The 18521-nt window shown below is 61.3% G+C and carries 19 protein-coding genes; 10 read left to right on the top strand and 9 right to left on the bottom strand.

What is annotated here, in order from left to right; all coding sequences use genetic code 11:
* The first annotated feature begins 50 nt into the window (after window positions 1-50).
* The 7 genes from AC0IYH_RS19720 (at window position 51) to AC0IYH_RS19690 (ending at window position 7767) form a co-directional block, all read left to right on the top strand.
* Window positions 51-1187, top strand: coding sequence for a branched-chain amino acid ABC transporter substrate-binding protein (locus AC0IYH_RS19720; protein WP_116627314.1), 1137 nt, complete (start codon window positions 51-53; stop codon window positions 1185-1187).
* A 139-nt stretch (window positions 1188-1326) separates the two neighbouring features.
* Window positions 1327-2241 carry an ABC transporter permease subunit gene (locus AC0IYH_RS19715; RefSeq protein ID WP_012721939.1) on the top strand — a complete coding sequence of 305 codons (915 nt, stop codon included), beginning with the start codon at window positions 1327-1329 and terminating at the stop codon, window positions 2239-2241.
* Window positions 2242-2243: 2 nt separating this feature from the next.
* A complete protein-coding gene (gene livM, locus AC0IYH_RS19710; protein WP_116627313.1) occupies window positions 2244-3521 on the top strand; it encodes a high-affinity branched-chain amino acid ABC transporter permease LivM in 1278 nt (425 codons plus the stop codon).
* Window positions 3518-4393 carry an ATP-binding cassette domain-containing protein gene (locus tag AC0IYH_RS19705; protein WP_116627312.1) on the top strand — a complete coding sequence of 292 codons (876 nt, stop codon included), beginning with the start codon at window positions 3518-3520 and terminating at the stop codon, window positions 4391-4393. The genes livM and AC0IYH_RS19705 overlap by 4 nt, the downstream gene beginning before the upstream one ends.
* Window positions 4390-5106 carry an ABC transporter ATP-binding protein gene (locus AC0IYH_RS19700; protein ID WP_116627311.1) on the top strand — a complete coding sequence of 239 codons (717 nt, stop codon included), beginning with the start codon at window positions 4390-4392 and terminating at the stop codon, window positions 5104-5106. Before AC0IYH_RS19705 ends, AC0IYH_RS19700 begins: the two co-directional genes overlap by 4 nt.
* Before the next feature lie 779 nt (window positions 5107-5885).
* Window positions 5886-6650 carry an SDR family oxidoreductase gene (locus tag AC0IYH_RS19695; protein WP_471835833.1) on the top strand — a complete coding sequence of 255 codons (765 nt, stop codon included), beginning with the start codon at window positions 5886-5888 and terminating at the stop codon, window positions 6648-6650.
* Between the two features lie 211 nt (window positions 6651-6861).
* Entirely contained in the window at window positions 6862-7767 is a 906-nt protein-coding gene (locus AC0IYH_RS19690; protein WP_471835832.1) for a cation diffusion facilitator family transporter, read from the top strand.
* A 58-nt stretch (window positions 7768-7825) separates the two neighbouring features.
* Here the strand turns inward: AC0IYH_RS19690 and AC0IYH_RS19685 are convergent, their stop codons facing one another.
* From AC0IYH_RS19685 to ureE, 5 genes are all read right to left on the bottom strand, one after another.
* Window positions 7826-8935 (bottom strand): AGE family epimerase/isomerase, encoded by a 1110-nt coding sequence (locus AC0IYH_RS19685; RefSeq protein WP_471835830.1) that lies wholly within the window; start codon window positions 8933-8935, stop codon window positions 7826-7828.
* Window positions 8936-9106: 171 nt separating this feature from the next.
* Complete coding sequence (locus AC0IYH_RS19680) at window positions 9107-9679, bottom strand: HupE/UreJ family protein (RefSeq protein WP_122774782.1); 573 nt, start codon at window positions 9677-9679, stop codon at window positions 9107-9109.
* 22 nt (window positions 9680-9701) lie between these two features.
* Entirely contained in the window at window positions 9702-10316 is a 615-nt protein-coding gene (gene ureG, locus AC0IYH_RS19675) for an urease accessory protein UreG (RefSeq protein ID WP_003188109.1), read from the bottom strand.
* A 10-nt stretch (window positions 10317-10326) separates the two neighbouring features.
* The gene (locus AC0IYH_RS19670; RefSeq protein ID WP_116627306.1) at window positions 10327-11001 is read right to left on the bottom strand and encodes an urease accessory protein UreF; all 675 of its coding nucleotides are present in this window, start codon (window positions 10999-11001) and stop codon (window positions 10327-10329) included.
* Window positions 10998-11498: an urease accessory protein UreE gene (gene ureE, locus AC0IYH_RS19665; protein ID WP_116627305.1), complete on the bottom strand. Its 501-nt coding sequence runs from the start codon at window positions 11496-11498 to the stop codon at window positions 10998-11000. The genes AC0IYH_RS19670 and ureE overlap by 4 nt, the downstream gene beginning before the upstream one ends.
* A 276-nt stretch (window positions 11499-11774) precedes the next feature.
* Here ureE and AC0IYH_RS19660 point away from each other — a divergent pair, with 276 nt between their 5' ends.
* Window positions 11775-12269 (top strand): C40 family peptidase, encoded by a 495-nt coding sequence (locus tag AC0IYH_RS19660; RefSeq protein WP_122774781.1) that lies wholly within the window; start codon window positions 11775-11777, stop codon window positions 12267-12269.
* A 5-nt stretch (window positions 12270-12274) separates the two neighbouring features.
* Here AC0IYH_RS19660 and AC0IYH_RS19655 read toward each other — a convergent pair whose 3' ends face one another.
* The gene (locus AC0IYH_RS19655) at window positions 12275-12907 is read right to left on the bottom strand and encodes a TetR family transcriptional regulator (RefSeq protein ID WP_116627303.1); all 633 of its coding nucleotides are present in this window, start codon (window positions 12905-12907) and stop codon (window positions 12275-12277) included.
* Between the two features lie 151 nt (window positions 12908-13058).
* On the bottom strand, window positions 13059-13469 hold the full coding sequence (locus AC0IYH_RS19650; RefSeq protein ID WP_471835827.1) for a hypothetical protein: 411 nt from the start codon (window positions 13467-13469) through the stop codon (window positions 13059-13061).
* A gap of 370 nt (window positions 13470-13839) precedes the next feature.
* Here AC0IYH_RS19650 and AC0IYH_RS19645 point away from each other — a divergent pair, with 370 nt between their 5' ends.
* Window positions 13840-15909: an AsmA family protein gene (locus tag AC0IYH_RS19645; RefSeq protein ID WP_471835825.1), complete on the top strand. Its 2070-nt coding sequence runs from the start codon at window positions 13840-13842 to the stop codon at window positions 15907-15909.
* A 142-nt stretch (window positions 15910-16051) separates the two neighbouring features.
* Here AC0IYH_RS19645 and AC0IYH_RS19640 read toward each other — a convergent pair whose 3' ends face one another.
* Window positions 16052-16582, bottom strand: coding sequence for a ferritin-like domain-containing protein (locus AC0IYH_RS19640; protein WP_116627300.1), 531 nt, complete (start codon window positions 16580-16582; stop codon window positions 16052-16054).
* A 176-nt stretch (window positions 16583-16758) separates the two neighbouring features.
* On the opposite strand from AC0IYH_RS19640, the gene AC0IYH_RS19635 reads away from it, so the two are divergent.
* Window positions 16759-17649: an esterase/lipase family protein gene (locus tag AC0IYH_RS19635; protein WP_471835823.1), complete on the top strand. Its 891-nt coding sequence runs from the start codon at window positions 16759-16761 to the stop codon at window positions 17647-17649.
* Here AC0IYH_RS19635 and AC0IYH_RS19630 read toward each other — a convergent pair.
* Window positions 17646-18515 carry a DMT family transporter gene (locus tag AC0IYH_RS19630; protein ID WP_116627298.1) on the bottom strand — a complete coding sequence of 290 codons (870 nt, stop codon included), beginning with the start codon at window positions 18513-18515 and terminating at the stop codon, window positions 17646-17648. The genes AC0IYH_RS19635 and AC0IYH_RS19630 overlap by 4 nt on opposite strands.
* Window positions 18516-18521: the final 6 nt, after the last annotated feature.

Raw genomic sequence — 18521 nt, 5'->3', positions numbered from 1 at the left:
TTTGAACGCAAGTTGTCGTGCCAAAAATCAAAAATATCGGAGCACCACTCATGTCCCAGACGTTTTACAAGAAAGGTTTTCTGGCCCTCGCCGTTGCTGCGGCGCTGGGTGTTTCTACGTTTGTTCAAGCTGATGTGAAAATTGGTGTAGCGGGGCCGATGACCGGCGCCAACGCCGCTTTCGGTGAGCAGTACATGAAAGGTGCCCAGGCGGCAGCCGATGTGATCAACAAGGCCGGCGGCATCAACGGCGAGAAAATCGTCCTGGTGGCCGGCGACGACGCCTGCGAACCCAAGCAAGCCGTGGCCGTGGCCAACCGCCTGGCTGACCAGGACAAAGTGATCGGCGTGGTCGGGCACTTCTGCTCGTCCAACACCATCCCGGCCTCCGAGGTTTACGACGAAGCCGGCATCATCGCCATCACCCCGGGCTCCACCAACCCACAAGTGACCGAGCGCGGCCTCGGCGCCATGTTCCGCATGTGCGGGCGTGACGACCAGCAAGGCATCGTGGCCGGCGACTACATCGTCGACGTGCTCAAGGGCAAGAAAGTCGCGGTCATCAACGACAAAGACACCTACGGCAAAGGCCTGGCCGACGCCACCGCCGCCCAGTTGACCAAGCGCGGCGTCAAGCCGGTGCTGGAAGAAGGCCTGACCCGTGGCGAGAAAGACTTCAGCGCCCTGGTCACCAAAATCCGCTCCACCGGTGCTGACGTCGTGTACTTCGGCGGCCTGCACCCGGAAGCCGGTCCACTGGTTCGCCAGATCCGTGAAGCCGGCCTCAAAGACGTCAAGTTCATGTCCGATGATGGCATCGTGACCGACGAACTGGTGGCCACCGCCGGCGGCAAGCAATACGTCGATGGCGTGTACATGACCTTCGGCGCCGACCCGCGCAAACTGCCGGACAGCAAGACCGTGGTGGAAGAGTTCCAGAAGAGCGGTTATGAGCCGGAAGGCTACACCCTGTACGCCTACGCGTCGGTCCAGGCCCTGGCCGCCGGCTTCAACGGTGCCAAGTCCAACAAGGGCGAAGACGCCGCCAAGTGGCTCAAGGCCCACCCGGTGAAAACCGTCATGGGCGAAAAATCCTGGGATGCCAAGGGTGACCTGAAAGTCTCCGACTACGTGGTTTACCAGTGGGACAAAGACGGTAAGTACCACCAGCTCGATAAGCAGAAGTAAGCACAGGCACCAAAGATCCAGTGTGGGAGGGGGTAAGCCCCCTCCCACACTGGACAGTGCTGTTATCGAGATCTGTCTTTTCCTCCAGAAGCGCCGCACACCCACCGGTGTGCAGGTGCTCACCGCGTGAGATTGCGTTATGGATGGTATTTTCCTGCAGCAACTGGTCAACGGCCTGACCCTCGGGTCGGTCTACGGCCTGATCGCCATCGGCTACACAATGGTCTATGGCATCATTGGCATGATCAACTTCGCCCACGGCGAGGTTTATATGATTTCCGCTTACCTCGCGGCGATCAGTCTGGCACTGCTGGCTTACTTCGGCATCGAATCCTTCCCGCTGCTCATTCTCGGTACGTTGGTCTTCACCGTGGTCGTCACGGGCGTGTACGGTTGGGTCATCGAGCGTGTCGCCTACAAACCGCTGCGCAACTCCACCCGATTGGCTCCGCTGATCAGCGCCATCGGTATCTCGCTGATCCTGCAGAACTACGCGCAGATCGCCCAGGGTGCCAAGCAACAAGGCATTCCAACCCTGCTGGCCGGCGCCTGGCGTGTCGACATCGGCAGCGGCTTCGTGCAACTCACCTACACCAAGGTCTTCATCCTCGTGGCGGCGTTTGCCGGCATGGCGTTGCTCACCTACATCATCAAATACACCAAGCTCGGCCGCATGTGCCGCGCCACACAGCAAGACCGCAAGATGGCCTCGATCCTGGGTATCAACACCGACCGTGTGATCTCCTACGTATTCGTCATCGGCGCCGCCATGGCCGCATTGGCCGGCGTGCTGATCACCCTTAATTACGGCACCTTCGACTTCTATGCCGGCTTCATCATCGGCATCAAGGCATTTACCGCAGCGGTACTCGGCGGCATCGGCTCCCTGCCTGGGGCGATGCTCGGCGGGATTATCCTCGGGATTTCCGAGTCGCTGTTCTCCGGGTTAATCAACTCTGACTACAAAGACGTGTTCAGTTTCTCCCTGCTGGTGGTGATTCTGATTTTCCGTCCCCAGGGCCTGCTGGGTCGCCCACTCGTGGCTAAGGTGTAAACATGTCTGCTGCCAAACCTATCGATATCAAGAAAAGTGTGGTCGATACGATCCTTGCCGGGCTGATTTCGTTGATCGTGTTCGGTCCGATCGTCGGCGTGGTCCTCGACGGCTACAGCTTCAACCTGGAACCGGCCCGCGTGGGCCTGCTGGTGGCCATCGTAATGGTCGGCCGCTTCGCCATGAGCCTGTTCCTGCAAACCCCCAAGGGCGTGAAGATTCTGCAGGGCTTCGAAAGCAGTGGCTCCGGCGTGCACGTGCTGGCGCCGGACTACAAGTCGCGGCTGCGCTGGATCATCCCCGCGCTGATCGTTATCGCCATCGTGTTCCCGATCTTCGCCAACAAGTACCTGCTGACCGTGGTGATCCTCGGGCTGATCTACGTGTTGCTCGGCCTGGGCCTGAACATCGTGGTCGGCCTGGCCGGCCTGCTCGACCTGGGTTACGTGGCGTTCTACGCCATCGGTGCCTATGGCCTGGCGCTGGGTTATCAATACCTCGGCCTGGGCTTCTGGACCGTGCTGCCACTGGCGGCCATCGCGGCGGCGTTAGCGGGGTGCATACTCGGGTTCCCGGTGCTACGAATGCACGGTGACTATTTGGCCATCGTGACCCTGGGCTTCGGTGAAATCATCCGCCTGGTGCTGAATAACTGGCTGTCGTTTACCGGTGGTCCAAATGGCATGCCGGTGCCTTCGCCGACCTTCCTCGGCCTGGAGTTCGGCAGACGTGCGAAGGATGGCGGGATTCCCTTCCATGAATTCTTCGGCATCGACTACAACCCCAATATCAAATTCCTGTTTATCTACATCGTGCTGTTCCTGGTGGTGCTGGCCGTGCTGTACATCAAGCACCGCCTGACCCGCATGCCGGTTGGCCGCGCCTGGGAAGCCTTGCGCGAAGATGAAATCGCCTGCCGGTCCATGGGCCTGAACCACGTGTTGGTCAAGCTTTCGGCGTTCACCATCGGTGCGTCCACGGCCGGGCTGGCCGGGGTGTTTTTTGCCAGCTACCAGGGTTTTGTGAACCCGTCGTCGTTTACCTTCTTCGAGTCGGCGCTGATCCTGGCGATCGTGGTGCTGGGCGGCATGGGCTCGACAGTGGGCGTGGTGATTGCGGCGTTCGTACTGACCGTCGCGCCGGAACTGCTGCGCAGCTTCTCCGAATACCGCGTGCTGCTGTTTGGCGTGTTGATGGTGGTGATGATGATCTGGCGGCCACGCGGCCTGATCCGGATCAGCCGAACCGGTGTGACGCCACGTAAGGGGGTAGCGCCATGAGCAAGGAAGTCGTTCTCTCCGTGGAACACCTGATGATGCACTTCGGTGGCATCAAGGCCTTGAGCGATGTGAGCCTCAAGGTCGAACGCAACTCGATCTTCGCCCTGATCGGCCCCAACGGCGCGGGCAAGACTACGGTGTTCAACTGCCTCACCGGCTTCTACAAAGCCAGCGGCGGCAAGATCGAACTCAACATTCGTGGCAAGCAGACCAACGTGATCCAACTGCTCGGCGAGCGCTTCAAGGCCACCGACTTTGTCTCGCCCAAAAGCTTTTGCAGCCGCGTGTACTACAAAATGTTCGGCGGCACCCATCTGGTGAACCGTGCCGGTTTGGCGCGGACCTTCCAGAACATTCGCCTGTTCAAGGAAATGTCGGTGCTGGAAAACCTGCTGGTGGCCCAGCACATGTGGGTCAACCGCAACATGCTCGCGGGCATCCTCAATACCAAGGGCTACCGCAAGGCTGAAAGCGACGCGCTCGACCACGCGTTCTACTGGCTGGAAGTCGTCGATTTGGTGGACTGCGCCAACCGCCTGGCCGGCGAGCTTTCCTACGGCCAGCAGCGCCGTCTGGAAATCGCCCGCGCCATGTGCACGCGGCCGCAGATCATCTGCCTGGACGAACCGGCGGCGGGCCTCAACCCGCAGGAAACCGAAGCCCTCAGCGCGATGATTCGCCTGCTGCGCGACGAACACGACCTCACGGTGGTGCTGATCGAACACGACATGGGCATGGTGATGAGTATTTCCGACCACATCGTGGTGCTGGATCACGGCAACGTGATCGCCGAAGGCGGGCCGGAGGCGATCCGCAACGACCCGAAAGTGATTGCCGCCTACCTGGGCGCCGACGAGGAGGAGCTGGTATGAGTGCACCTATCCTCGAAATGAAAGACCTGGACGTGTATTACGGCCCGATCCAGGCCCTGAAAAAAGTCTCGCTGCACATCAACGAAGGCGAAACCGTGAGCCTGATCGGCTCCAACGGCGCGGGTAAATCCACGTTGCTGATGTCGATCTTCGGCCAGCCGCGGGCCGAGTCGGGGCAGATTCTGTACAACGGCGTCGACATTACCCACAAGTCATCCCACTACATCGCCTCCAACGGCATTGCGCAGTCGCCGGAAGGGCGGCGGGTGTTCCCCGACATGACCGTCGAGGAAAACCTGCTGATGGGCACCATCCCGATTGGCGACAAGTTCGCCCAGGAAGACATGCAGCGCATGTTCGAGCTGTTCCCACGGCTCAAGGAGCGGCGCACCCAGCGCGCCATGACCATGTCCGGCGGCGAGCAGCAAATGCTCGCCATCGCCCGCGCGCTGATGAGCCGGCCCAAGCTGTTGCTGCTGGACGAGCCGAGCCTGGGCCTGGCGCCGATTGTGGTGAAGCAGATCTTCGCCACCCTGCGCGAGCTGGCGGCCACCGGGATGACCATCTTCCTGGTCGAGCAGAACGCCAACCACGCGCTGCGCTTGTCGGACCGGGCGTATGTGATGGTCAACGGCGAGATTCGCCTGACCGGCACCGGTAAGGAATTGCTGGTGAATGAGGAAGTGCGTAACGCCTACCTTGGCGGCCATTAACTACGCGTTACCCCTGTGGGAGGGGGCTTGCTCCCGATAGCGGTGTGTCAGTTTCAGATGTTTTGACTGATCCACCGCTATCGGGGGCAAGCCCCCTCCCACATTTGGTTTTGTGCTGTCCACAAGCTCCCCGGCAAATTGTGGAAAACAAATCCAGCCACCCTCCAAAGCGCGACATATAGCCGCCGCAAATCCCTGTTTTGTCACAGTTTTGACTTGTCCCCATCCGCTGTGGAACCGGCTGTGGGTAACGTGGGTGTAGCTGGCTGTAGGCCTTTGATTACGTGGCTTGTAGCGTGGCGGTTGTTTTTTGATCAGCGGGTTTTTCGCGGCCACCCAAGGGGTTTGTCAACCTGTTTAAAGACACAGGTATATGACCGGAATATGTCCCGTCAGCCTGTGGATAAGTCTGTGACTAAACTCTGGAAAGACTTCCGCAGAGGCCGGAATGACTGGCCTGGAGCCATCGCTCGGATTTTCCTGCTGCGCGTGGGGCTACATACGCCCTGGCCAAGGTCAAGCAAAAAACTTTCTAAAACTGCCTGCAGGCCTTGTGCGTAGCGGCCTAAGCGCTATTGTACTTGCCCCCAAAGACTGTGGGCGCAGTTGTGGATAACCTGCGTGTATATGGCTGCAGGCCACGGTTTATAAGGCTTTGCCTGACATGGTTAAAAACTGATCAGCCGTGCGTGATGTTGTGCGCATAGCGGTTGCCGCCACCGCGGCGTAAGGGCATTCTGCTGGCTGATTTTTTTCCCGATGCCCGCAAGGAGAACACCATGTCCGACACGCTGTTTATTACTGGCGCAACCTCAGGTTTCGGCGAAGCCTGCGCCCGTCGTTTTGCCGAAGCCGGCTGGAAACTGGTGCTCACCGGCCGTCGCGCCGACCGCCTGAATGCGCTGGTCGAAGAGCTGTCCAAGCAGACCGAAGTGCACGGCCTGGTCGTGGACGTGCGTGACCGCAAGGGCATGGAAGACGCCATCTCCAACCTGCCGCCGTCGTTCGCCAAGCTGCGTGGCCTGATCAACAACGCCGGCCTGGCCGTGGGCACCGACCCTGCGCCCAAGTGCAGCCTCGACGATTGGGAAACCATGGTCGACACCAACATCAAGGGCCTGCTGACCACCACCAGCCTGCTGCTGCCACGCCTGATCGCCCACGGTCGCGGCGCCGGCATCATCAACCTGGGTTCCATCGCCGGCAGCTACCCGTACCCGGGCAGCCACGTGTATGGCGGCTCCAAGGCGTTCGTGAAGCAGTTCTCGCTGAACCTGCGTTGCGACCTGCAGGGTACCGGCGTGCGCGTCACCAACATCGAGCCAGGCCTGTGTGAGAGCGAGTTCTCGCTGGTGCGCTTTGGTGGTGATCAGGCGCGTTATGACGCGACCTATGCCGGTGCCGAGCCGATTCAGCCGCAGGACATTGCCGACACGATTTTCTGGGTGATGAATACGCCGGCACATGTGAACATCAACCGGTTGGAGTTGATGCCGGTGAGCCAGACCTGGGCCGGGTTTGCGATTGAGCGTGGGGCCAAGTAAGGCTTAAGACCGAGTCGCTGCCATCGGGGGCAAGCCCCCTCCCACATTCGATCGAGTTCCAACTTTGAAATGCGGTCAATGTGGGAGGGGGCTTGTCGAATCGTCGCACCGCCCCGATGAGGTCAAATCAGCCAAAACAGGCCATAAGGTACACTCCCTTCCTGAAAACCCCTCCGCACTGTGCGGTTTTAAGGTTTTAACGGGAGGAAATGTGAGTAACCGAGGTGAGCAGGCACTGCTCAAACAATCGACCATCCTGATGTTCGCAGTCGCGATCGCCGGGATTGTCACGGGTGTGGTATCCGGCGCCCAATCCATTTTGTTCGACGGCTTTTTCTCGCTGATCGCCACCGCCATCAAGGTGTTGATGCTGATCACGGCCAAGCTGATCGCGAAGAAAAGCAACCAGCGCTTCCAGTTTGGCTACTGGCACCTGGAGCCGATGGTGCTGTTGATCGAAGGCAGCTTCCTGCTGCTGATCGCTATTTACGCATTCCTTAACGGCGTGTTCGGCATTATCAATGGCGGGCGCGAGATCGAGTTGGGCCTGGTGATCATCTATGCGGCGGTGTTTACCGTGGTGGAATTCGCCTATTTCTTCTATGTGCGTTATCGCAATCGCACGTTGAAATCCTCACTGATCCAGTTCGACAACATCAGTTGGCTGGTGGACGCGATGCTCTCGGTGGGCTTGCTGATCAGCTTTCTTGCCGCGCTGTTGCTCACGTCCCAGGGCTATGGCGAGTGGGCGGTGTATGTCGACCCGTTGATCTTGATCCTGCTGGCCCTGAGCATGCTGGCGCCGGCGTTCAAGATCCTGCGCCCGGCGTTGCGCGAGGTGCTGGGGATTGCCCCGGACCACTTGGACGACAAGGTGCGTGAAGTGATGGACGCAGCCCAGGCCCGGCATGGTTTCGACGACTACGTGTCCTACGTGCAAAAGCACGGGCGGGCGCGGTTTATCGAGATTCATGTGGTGCTGCCGGCGGATTACCCCGTGGATAAGGTGGCGACGCTGGATGCGTTGCGCGAGGAGATATCCACAGGGCTCGGCACGCCGGATGCGGCGCGCTGGTTGACGATCAGTTTTACCGGGGATCGCAAGTGGGTTGCGTGATCGGTCTTTAGACCGAGGCGAGGCTATCGGGGGCTTGCCCCCGATGAGGCCCTCAACCTCACCCCAGATACTTGACCAGCCCCTGATAGCAAGTCGCCAAATGATAAGGGGTAGTAGAAGGCATATCCCGTCGGCTCACGGCACCCTTGGCATCCAGGCACTCATGCCAGCCTTTCTCATGCAGAAAATGCGCTTGCAGCGCCAGCAACTGGCGCTGCAATACCGCCTCACTGCCCGGTCGCAACGTCAGCGCCCGCAGGTATTCAGCCTGCGCCCAGATGCGCTGTGTGCCGTCGCGCACCGTGCCGTCCAGCGCCAACATGCCACTGACCGCACCGCTCAACTTATCCACACCCATTTGCTCGGCGTAGGCAAACGCGCGCGTCAGTGACGCATGCAACGGCGTACCACGCAGCACGGGCGAGGATTCGAGCAAAAAGCACCATTCGAACTGGTGCCCCGGCTCAAACCAGTTATCCACAGCGCCCAGCGGTTTTTCCATCATCACGCCGTGTTGGCGGTCGATGAAGCGCTTTTGCATGGCGTGGACGAGGTCCAGCAGGGCGTCCTGGGTGACGGCGTCTTCACGCACGGCGAGCGTGGCGAGGAAACCCTCAGCCAGGTGCATCAACGGGTTTTGCAGCGGGCCGGACTTGAGCGATGACCAGTTGCGCTCCAGCACCGCTTCGTACAGGCCGTCGCCGGTGGCGAAACGTTGGGCGACCACTTCCAGTGCGGCATCGAGCACCGATTCCACCAGCGGCTCGCGCACCTTGGCCCAGTAATGGGCGCAGGCGAAGATGATGAAGGCGTGGGTGTAGAGGTCTTTGCGCTTGTCCAGCGGCTGCCCGGCGGGGTCGATGCTGTAGAACCAGCCGCCGTGTTCGGCATCATGGAAATGCCGTTGCAGGGAGCGGAACAGCGCGGCCGCGCGCTCTTCAGCAAAGGCGGCACCGGGCTCGCCGATCAGGCTGGCAAACAGGTACAACTGTCGGGCGCAGGCCATGGCGCGGTAGCGTTGCGGGGGCAGCGGCTGGTGATCGGCGTCCAGCGCCTCGTAGGGCAGCGCCAACTCGGCATTCCAGCCCGGGCCTTGCCAGAGCGGCACGATCAGTTCATGGAAGTGGGTGAGCACGGGATTCAAAGAGGGTTGGAAAGCGCTGGGCATTGGCTGGCGTCGTCACGGCAGGGGTGTAGGCGCGCATGGTAGCAGGCTTGGGTTGTGTGGTGTCTGTGCCAAAGCTATCGGGGGCAAGCCCCCTCCCACCTTTGAATGTATTCACAAATCAAAATGTGGGAGGGGGCTTGCCCCCGATTAGGCCCTCAGCAGCCCCGCAAATCAGCCCGCCAGCAACCAAACCCCAGTCGCCGCCGAAGCCGCCCCGGCAATCCGCACCAACGGCGCCGCCGCAGCCGGCAGAAAGCGCACCACGGCATACCCGGCCGCGTGCAGCACAGCGGTCGCGCCGACAAAGCCTGCGGCATACGCCCAAGGGCTGGACATGTCCGGCAGCTCAAGCCCGTGTGCCACACCGTGGAACAGCGCAAACAGCGCCGTGGCACCCACCGCCATAAACAATGGCGGCCGTACCGCCAATGCTACGGCCAGGCCCAGGGCCAGCACCGAGGCAGCAATCCCGCTTTCCAGCGCCGGCAATTGCAGGCCTTCAAACCCCAGCACGCCGCCAAGCAACATGGTGCCGACGAAGGTGCACGGCAGCGCCCAGCGTGCCGCGCCTTTTTGTTGTGCGGCCCACAAGCCGACCGCGACCATGGCCAGCAAGTGGTCGAGCCCGCTCAGGGGATGGCTGATCCCGGCAAACAGGCCGTTGTCGCCATGGCCCGGGTGGGCGAAGGCCAGGGCGGGCGTGAGCAGCAGGGCGGCAGCGGCGAAGAGTTTCTTGAGACTCATGGACAGGTTCCTTAAGGGTTGATCAGGCGGCGGTCAGCAGGCCTTGGCGTTCGATAAAGGCGACGATGTCATCCAGGCCGACACCGGTTTTCTGGTTGCTGAACACAAAGGGTTTGCCGTTGCGCATGCGCTGGGTGTCGCTGTTCATCAGCTCCAGCGAGGCGCCGACCAGCGGCGCGAGGTCGATCTTGTTGATCACCAGCAGGTCGGATTTGCAGATGCCCGGCCCGCCCTTGCGCGGCAGCTTGTCGCCGGCCGACACGTCGATCACGTAGATGGTCAGGTCCGACAGCTCCGGGCTGAAGGTGGCCGAAAGGTTGTCACCGCCGGACTCCACCAGGATCAGGTCCAGGCCGGGAAAGCGGCGGTTAAGCTGGTCGACGGCTTCGAGGTTGATCGAGGCGTCTTCGCGGATTGCCGTGTGCGGGCAGCCGCCGGTTTCCACGCCGATGATGCGCTCGGGCGCCAGGGCCTGGTTGCGCACCAGGAAGTCGGCGTCTTCACGGGTGTAGATATCGTTGGTCACCACCGCCAGGTTGTAGCGATCGCGCAGTGCGAGGCACAGGGCCAGGGTCAGGGCGGTTTTGCCGGAGCCCACCGGGCCGCCGATGCCGACGCGCAGAGGTTGTGTGTTCATGGTGCTTCTCCTAGGAACGGAACAGGCGGCTGTACTGGCGCTCATGGGCCATGCACGCCAGGGACAGGCCAAAGGCGGCGCTGCCGAAATGGTTGGGGTCGATGCGTTCGGCGTCCTGCTGGGCTTGTTGCAACAGGGGCAACAGCTCGCTGGTCAGGCGTTGCGCGGCTTGCTGGCCCAGGGGCAGGGTTTTCATCAGCACGGCCAATTGGTTTTCCAGCCAGCTCCAGAGCCAGGCGGCGAGGGCGTCGTCGGGGCTGATGCTCCAGGCGCGGGCGGCCAGCGCCCAGCCCAGGGCCAGGTGCGGCTCGGCGAGGTGTTCAAGAAAGCTGCGTGCGGCGGCGTCAAGTTCCGGCAAACCGTTGAGCAGTTGCTGCAGGGAGTAGCCCATTTGCCGGCTTTCCTGGTACAGCTCGCGGGTTTCGCGGCTGGCGCGGTGCTCTTCGCACAGTTGGGTCAGGCGCGGCCAGTCCTGCTCGGCTGCGGCGCGGCAATGGGCGAGCAACAGCGGCGCTTCAAAGCGCGCCAGGTTGAGCAGCAATTGGTCGCTGATCCAGCGTCGTGCACTGTCGGCATCCTTCACGCGGCCGTTTTCCACGGCCATTTCCAGCCCTTGGGAATAGCTGTAGCCGCCAATCGGCAATTGCGGGCTGGCCAGACGCAGCAACGCCCAGGCTGGGTTCATAGACGCACGCCGAACTGGTGCAGCTTGGGCGGGTAATTGAAGTCTTCGTCGCCATGGCGCGAATGATGGTGGCCGCCGCCGTAGGCGCCATGTTCCGGCTGGAATGGCGCTTCAAGCGTCTCGGTGTGGGCGCCCAACTGCTCGAGCATGGCCTTGAGCACGTAGTCATCGAGCAGGCGCAACCAGCCATCCCCAACTTGCAACGCCACATGGCGGTTACCGAGGTGATAGGCGGCGCGGGTCAGTTCGAAGGCGCTGCTGCAGGTGACATGCAACAGCTGTTCAGGCCGCGCGCAAACGCGTACGACGCGTCCGTCTTCGGCCTGCAGGAATTCGCCGTCATGCAGCGGCGGCTGGCCACGCTCCAGGAAAAGGCCGACGTCTTCACCGTCGGCACTGAAACAGCGCAGGCGGCTTTTGCTGCGCGCTTCGAAATTCAGCAGCAACTCGGCAGCCCAGAGGGCTTGGGGGGCGATTCGGCGGTGGATCACCAGCATCAGAAATCTTCCAGCTATGAGCGATGAAAGACCTAGAGCAAGGGGCTTGCCAACCCCGACTGAGGGTAGGAATTGCCTGTAGGTAACCGCGCGAATGCCACTAAACAGGGCGCAGGGCGGGTGTGTGCGTGATCCAAAAAGGTGCGCGCCGTAGCCTGGCGCACCTGCGCTGGGCGTTTCGGGCTTTTCCTACAGCCCTGTAAGCAAAGGCTTTAAACGCGCCGATGATCGGTTCATTAGCCTGTCTGCCCTTTTTAGTTCATGGCGACGTTGAGCATGTTCAAGTCATTGTGTTGTTGGGTCATTTTCAGTCCGGTTTTCGCCATTGCCTCTGCCTCGGCCAATCTTCAATCACGCCCCGGCGTCGAGGCCACTGTTCAGCCCTCGATCAACAAGGTGATCCGCCGCGCCCATGCGTTGCTCGGCACGCCGTATAAAGGCGGCGGCACCACGGTCGAGCAGGGGTTCGATTGCAGCAGCCTGCTGGTGTACCTGTTCAAGACCGAAGCCAACATACGTTTGCCGCGCACTTCGATGCAGATGCACCGCTCGGGCGCCACGACCGTCCAGCGAGAGGCGCTGAAGCCGGGCGATGCGGTGTTCTTCAAGGGCAATGGGCGCAGCGATGTCAGCCATGTGGGCCTGTATATCGGCAAGGGGCAATTCATTCACTCGCCCAGCACCGGCAAACGCGTGCGTATCGACTCGCTGAGCGACAGCTACTGGAAAAGGAACTACACCTCCGCCAAGCGCTTTCACACGGCGGGCTGACCGGCTTACTCGGTGCTGCCCAGCCCTTGCCAGTGCTTGAGGCCGATAAAGATAAAGCGCAGTTGCTGGGTGATTTTCGCCTGGGGCGTGAGGTGGGCAGGCAAGGCCTGGGCGGGCGGGTCGATGATGTCGGGGAGGGTGGCGAACACACTTTTGACGATCAGGTCGGCCATCACGTGCAAGCCTTCGCCATCCAGGTGTTGCAGCTTGGGCATCAGTGTGAGGTCGGCGGCCAGGTCGCGGGTGATGTCTTCACGCAGCGCGCCGATGGCCTGGCGCACGGCCAGGCAGCCACCGTATTGCTCACGGGCCAGGAACAGGAATTGCGAACGATTGGCCGACACCACGTCGAGAAAAATCCGCACGGAAGCATCGATGATGCCGCCCATCACGAATTCGTTGTGGCGTACCAGGCGGATCGTGGCGCGAAAGGTCTGGCCCACTTCGCTCACCAGTACCAGGCCAAGCTGGTCCATGTCGTCAAAATGACGATAGAAACCGGTAGGCACAATGCCGGCCGTCTTGGCCACTTCGCGCAGGCTCAGGCTGCCAAACCCACGGCCACACTCCATCAGATGGCGGGCTGCGTCCATCAAGGCGAGGCGGGTCTGTTGCTTCTGTTCGGCGCGGGGCAGCATTGGCAGGCGGGCTTTGTCGACAAGTACAGCGATGCACTCTAGCAAAACAGCTTCGTTGACGTCGAACTTGGCGCAGCGGGGGCGTAAGGCGATTTACATAAAAGCAAAAGCCCGATCGACAGATCGGGCTTTTTTCTCGGCCACCACAGGCTTAGCTCTGTGCTTGATGCGGTTCTTGCAGACGGTCGGAACCGCCTTCAGCAACGCCTTCGGTGTAAGCGCGTTCGTTGGCGTTGTCGGAACCGCCTTCAACCAGACCTTTCTGTTCCAGGCGATCACGGCCACCTTCAGCAACACCTTCGGTGTAGGCGCGTTTGTTGGCTTGTTCAGCACCGCCCTCAACCAGGCCTTTTTCTTCCAGACGGTTGCGGCCGTTTTCAGCGACGGCGCCTTTGGCGTAGTCACGGTTTTCTTCTTCTTGCGAACCGCTGCGGGCCAGGGTCTGGCTCGACTCAACGGCTTGAGCTTTGTTCTGTGGGGTTACCTGTTCGGCGGCTGGCAGGGCAAAGGCGCTGGAAGCCAGGACGGATAACAGGACGGTAGCGAGTACTTGGCGTTTCATGATGGGTTGCTCCTTGGGAGGGCGATAAAGTGGGTACAGGGCTAATGCTACTCTCGATAAGTCGATATAAAAGTTCATAAACACAATGGTAATAATCAACAGAATTGATTGTTCGTCCGAGAGGCTCTAGAACGGGCCTCTCAAGCACGCGGTTTTGCACCATGGTGGGTATTTTCGACCCGTCTGTGGGTAACACCGGTGCATTGTTGATTGTTCGATGCACTTGCGCTGTAGGAAAAATCGCCTTTTTTCCCGGTTTATTCGTACTTCGGCTAAACCCCTAAGCCATTTGCCAGTCGTAGCCTTATAAGCTGTAGTCAAAAGGTGCACCGCAGGGCGCACCCTCAGTCGTATTCAGGAGTCCTGTGCAATGACGCGCACTCGTAAAATCGTGGTTTGGAGCTGCGCCAGCTTCGTTCTGCTACTCGCCATACTGGTGCTGGTTCTGGTGTTCTTCGACTGGAACCGCATCAAACCGCCGCTCAATGCCAAGGTTTCCGAAGAATTGCATCGCCCGTTTGCCATCAATGGCAACCTCGCCGTGGTGTGGGCGCGTGAGCCCGATGAGGGTGGCTGGCGGGCCTGGGTGCCGTGGCCCCATGTGATTGCCGAAGACCTGACCCTGGGCAACCCGGACTGGTCGAAAAAACCGCAGATGGTCACGCTCAAGAAGGTCGAGTTGCGCATTTCGCCGCTGGCGCTGCTGGTTCAGCGCGTGGTGATCCCGCGTATCGACCTCACCGAGCCCAGCGCCGAGTTGCAGCGCCTGGCTGACGGCCGCGCCAACTGGACTTTCAAGTTCGATCCCAAGGACCCCAACGCCGAACCGTCCAACTGGGTGGTGGATATCGGTGCCATCGGCTTCGACAAAGGCCACGTGACCCTCGATGACCAAACCCTCAAGACCCAACTGGATGTGATCATCGACCCGCTGGGCAAACCCATCCCGTTTGGCGAGATCGTCGGCGACGCCGATGCCAAGAAGGCTCTGGAAAAAGGCTCCGCACCCCAGGACTACGCCTTCGGACTCAAGGTCAAAGGCCAATACCACGGCCAGAAACTCGACGGCAGCGGCAAGATCGGCGGCCTGCTCGCTCTGCAGGACGCGGCCAAACCGTTCCCACTGCAAGCTCAGGTGAAGATTGCCGACACCAGCATCGCCCTCGCCGGCACCTTGACCGACCCGCTCAACCTCGGTGCCCTGGACCTGCGCCTGAAGCTCGCGGGCAGCAGCCTGGGCAACCTCTACCCGCTGACCGGCGTGACCCTGCCAGACTCGCCGGCGTATTCCACCGACGGCCACCTGATCGCCAAACTGCATGAAGCCAGCGGCGCCTCGTTCACCTACGAGAACTTCAACGGCAAGATCGGCAACAGCGATATCCACGGCAGCCTCAGCTATGTGGCCAGCCAACCCCGGCCCAAGCTCAGCGGTGCGCTGGTCTCCAATCAATTGCTGATGACCGACCTGGCACCCCTGATCGGCGCCGACTCCAATGCCAAGCAAAAAGCCCGTGGCGGCGACAGCAAGCAGCCGGCGACCAAAGTGCTGCCGGTGGAAGAGTTCCGCACCGAGCGCTGGCGGGTCATGGACGCCGATGTGGAGTTCACCGGCAAACGCATCGTGCACAGCGCCGACTTGCCCTTTACCGACCTCTACACCCACCTGGTGCTCAACGACGGCGAGCTGAGCCTGGAGCCCCTGCGCTTTGGCGTGGCCGGCGGCAAGCTCGACGCGCAGATCCGCCTGAACGGCCGCACCGTGCCGATGGAAGGCCGCGCCAAGCTCACCGCGCGCAACTTCAAGCTCAAGCAGCTGTTCCCGACCTTCGAACCGATGAAAACCAGCTTTGGTGAACTCAACGGCGACGCGGATATTGCCGGGCGCGGCAACTCGGTGGCAGCGCTGCTGGGCACGTCCAACGGCGACCTGAAAATGCTCATCAACGATGGCGCCATCAGCCGCAGCCTGATGGAAATCGCCGGGCTCAACGTCGGCAACTACGTGGTGGGACGCCTGTTTGGCGACAAGGAAGTGAAGATCAACTGCGCGGCGGCCGACTTCGGCATCAAGACCGGCCTGGCGACCACGCGCCTGTTTGTGTTTGATACCGAGAACGCCATCATCTACATCGATGGCACGGCGAATATGGCCAGCGAACAACTGGACCTGACGATCACGCCGGAATCCAAGGGCTTCCGCCTGTTCTCCCTGCGTTCGCCGTTGTACGTCAACGGGCCGTTCATCAAGCCGAATGCGGGTGTGAAAGCCATCCCTCTGGCACTGCGTGGCGCTGGTATGGTCGCGCTGGGCGTGATCGCCGGCCCCGCGGCTGGCTTGCTGGCGTTGGTTGCCCCCAGCGGCGGCGAGCCGAACGAATGCGCGCCGTTGCTGCAACAGATGAAGGAAGGCAAGGCGCCGAAAACGGTAAAAGGCTAACGGCCAATCCAACTGTGGAAAGAGATCCAAATGTGGGAGGGGGCTTGCCCCCGATGGCGGTGGGTCAGTCAACATCATCGCTGACTGACCCACTGCTATCGGGGGCAAGCCCCCTCCCACATTGGTTTTGCAGTGTTGCTATTTACAGGCCTTGGAGAATATCCGCCATGTCATCGGCGTGTTCTTCTTCCTGGGCCAGGATGTCTTCGAAGATGCGGCGGGTGGTCGGATCTTTGTCACCGATGTACTGGATAATTTCACGGTAGCTGTCCACCGCAATGCGCTCGGCCACCAGGTCTTCGTAGACCATCTCCTTCAAGTTGCTGCCGGCAACGTACTGGGCGTGGGAGTTCTTCGACAGCAGGTCGGGGTTGAACTCCGGCTCGCCGCCCAGTTGGACGATGCGCTCGGCCAGTTTGTCGGCATGCTCGGCTTCCTGGGTCGCGTGTTCGAGGAACTCGTCGGCGGCGATGCTGGCTTTCAGGCCGCTGGCCATGAAGTAGTGGCGCTTGTAGCGCAACACGCAGACCAGTTCGGTGGCCAGCGATTCGTTGAGCAGGCGAATGATCTCTTCGCGGTCGGCATCGTAGCCTTCGGTCACGGCGCCGTTTTCGACGTTTTGGCGGGCGCGGCTGCGCAGGGTCGCAACGTCAGTCAGGTGTGCTTCAGTCATCTCAATCTCCTGGTACTAATCCGGTTTTGCGCCACGCTCTGCCGGCGTGATCGCTCCAAGTTGTGAGTCCCGCGCGACGCAAAAAGTTTTATCGGATTTGACCGGTGGTGTCACAAGCCCGTCGCCAGACACGGCTACGCTGCAAGCATCCTTTCTCAATCAAGGACGTTCGCTTCATGGCGCAGTCGTTAGCCACGCGTTACCCCCTTGTGCTGGTGCCCGGCATGCTCGGGTTTGTGCGCCTGGGGCTGTTTCCCTATTGGTACGGCATCGTCCCGGCTTTGCGCGCGGGTGGGGCGCAGGTGTTCCCGGTGCAGGTGGCCCCGCTGGATTCCAGTGAGGTGCGTGGCGAGCAGTTGCTGGCGCAGATCGAAGGGATTCTTCGCGACACGGGTGCCGCCAAGGTCAACCTGATCGGCCATAGCCAGGGCGCATTGACCGCGCGGTATGCCGCCGCCAAGCGCCCGGAGTGGGTGGCCTCGGTGACCTCGGTGGCCGGGCCCAACCACGGCTCGGAGCTGGCGGACCATATCCACGCGCATTACCCCGTCGATGGCTTCAAGGGGCGGGTGATGAGCGCGTTGTTCCACGCGGTGGCCTGGGTGATGGGCCTGCTGGAAACCGGCTATCGCGGCCCGCGCTTCAAGGCCGACCTGCACGCCTCCCATCTGTCGCTGACCAGCCAGGGTGTGGCGCTGTTCAATCGCGCGTATCCCCAAGGCTTGCCCGAGACCTGGGGCGGGCAGGGCGCCGAGGTGGTCAATGGCGTGCGTTATTACTCATGGTCCGGCACCTTGCAGCCGGGCATCACCGATCGCGGGCGCAACTTGCTGGACGGTACCCACCGCAGCTGCCGCTTGTTCGCCCGCAGCTTTGTGCGCGAAAAAGGCCAGTGCGACGGCATGGTCGGGCGCTACAGCTCGCACCTGGGCACGGTGATCGGCGATGACTACGCCCTGGACCACTTCGATATCGTCAACCAGTCCCTGGGCCTGGTGGGCAAGGGCGCGGAGCCGATCCGGTTGTTTGTCGAGCATGCCCGGCGCTTGCAGGCGGCCGGTGTCTAGCGTACCGGCGTGGTCCAGCGCTCCGACAGAATCACTCCGCCCAGGGTCAGCAGGCCACCCACCAGGTGGTACAGCGCCAACTTTTCCTTCAACACCACGGCGGCAATCAGCACGGTAATCAGCGGCAGCAGGTTGAAAAACAGCGTGGTGCGGCTCGGCCCCAGGGTCTTGATCGAGTGCATCCACGCCAGTGGCGCGAGCATCGACGCCAGCAGGCAGGCGTACAGCACCAGCGGGATATTGGCCACGCTCAGGCCCTGTTTGGACGAGAACAGGAACAGCGGAAACAACACCACCACCGCCACCAGCACCTGCAGATACAGCAACACCAGCGGCGGCAGGCGCAGCTGCCATTTTTTCAGCAAGGTGCTGTAAATCGCATAGGACAAGGTCGACACCAGCATCAAGCCGTCGCCCAGGTTGACCCCGTGTTGCAGCAGCGCGTCGAGGTTGCCGGCCGATACGACCACCACCACCCCGCCAAACGACAGCACCGCGCCCACCAGCGCGCCGTAGGTCAGGCGCTGGCCGAGGCTGATGATGGCCGCCGTCAGCGACATCAACGGCATCAACGACAAGATGATGCCCATGTTGGTCGCCGTGGTCAGCGTCGCGGCGTAATAGGCCAGGCTTTGGTACACCACCATGCCCATCACGCCGAGGACGGCGATTTTGCCCAGGTTCGGGCGGATCAGCGCCCAATTGGCAAACACCGGCTTGAGCATAAAGGGGGTGAACAGCAATGCCGCCAGCAGCCAGCGGTAAAAGCCGATCTCCGTGGGGAAGATCACGCCCACGGCGAGCTTGTTGACCACGGTGTTGCCGGCCCAGATAAAAATGGCGAGCAGGGGATACGCGTATTGCATCGAAAG

The sequence above is a fragment of the Pseudomonas sp. AC463 genome (assembly GCF_979253585.1).
Note: the sequence above shows the minus strand (reverse complement) of the source record. Positions and strands in the feature narration are given on the sequence as shown.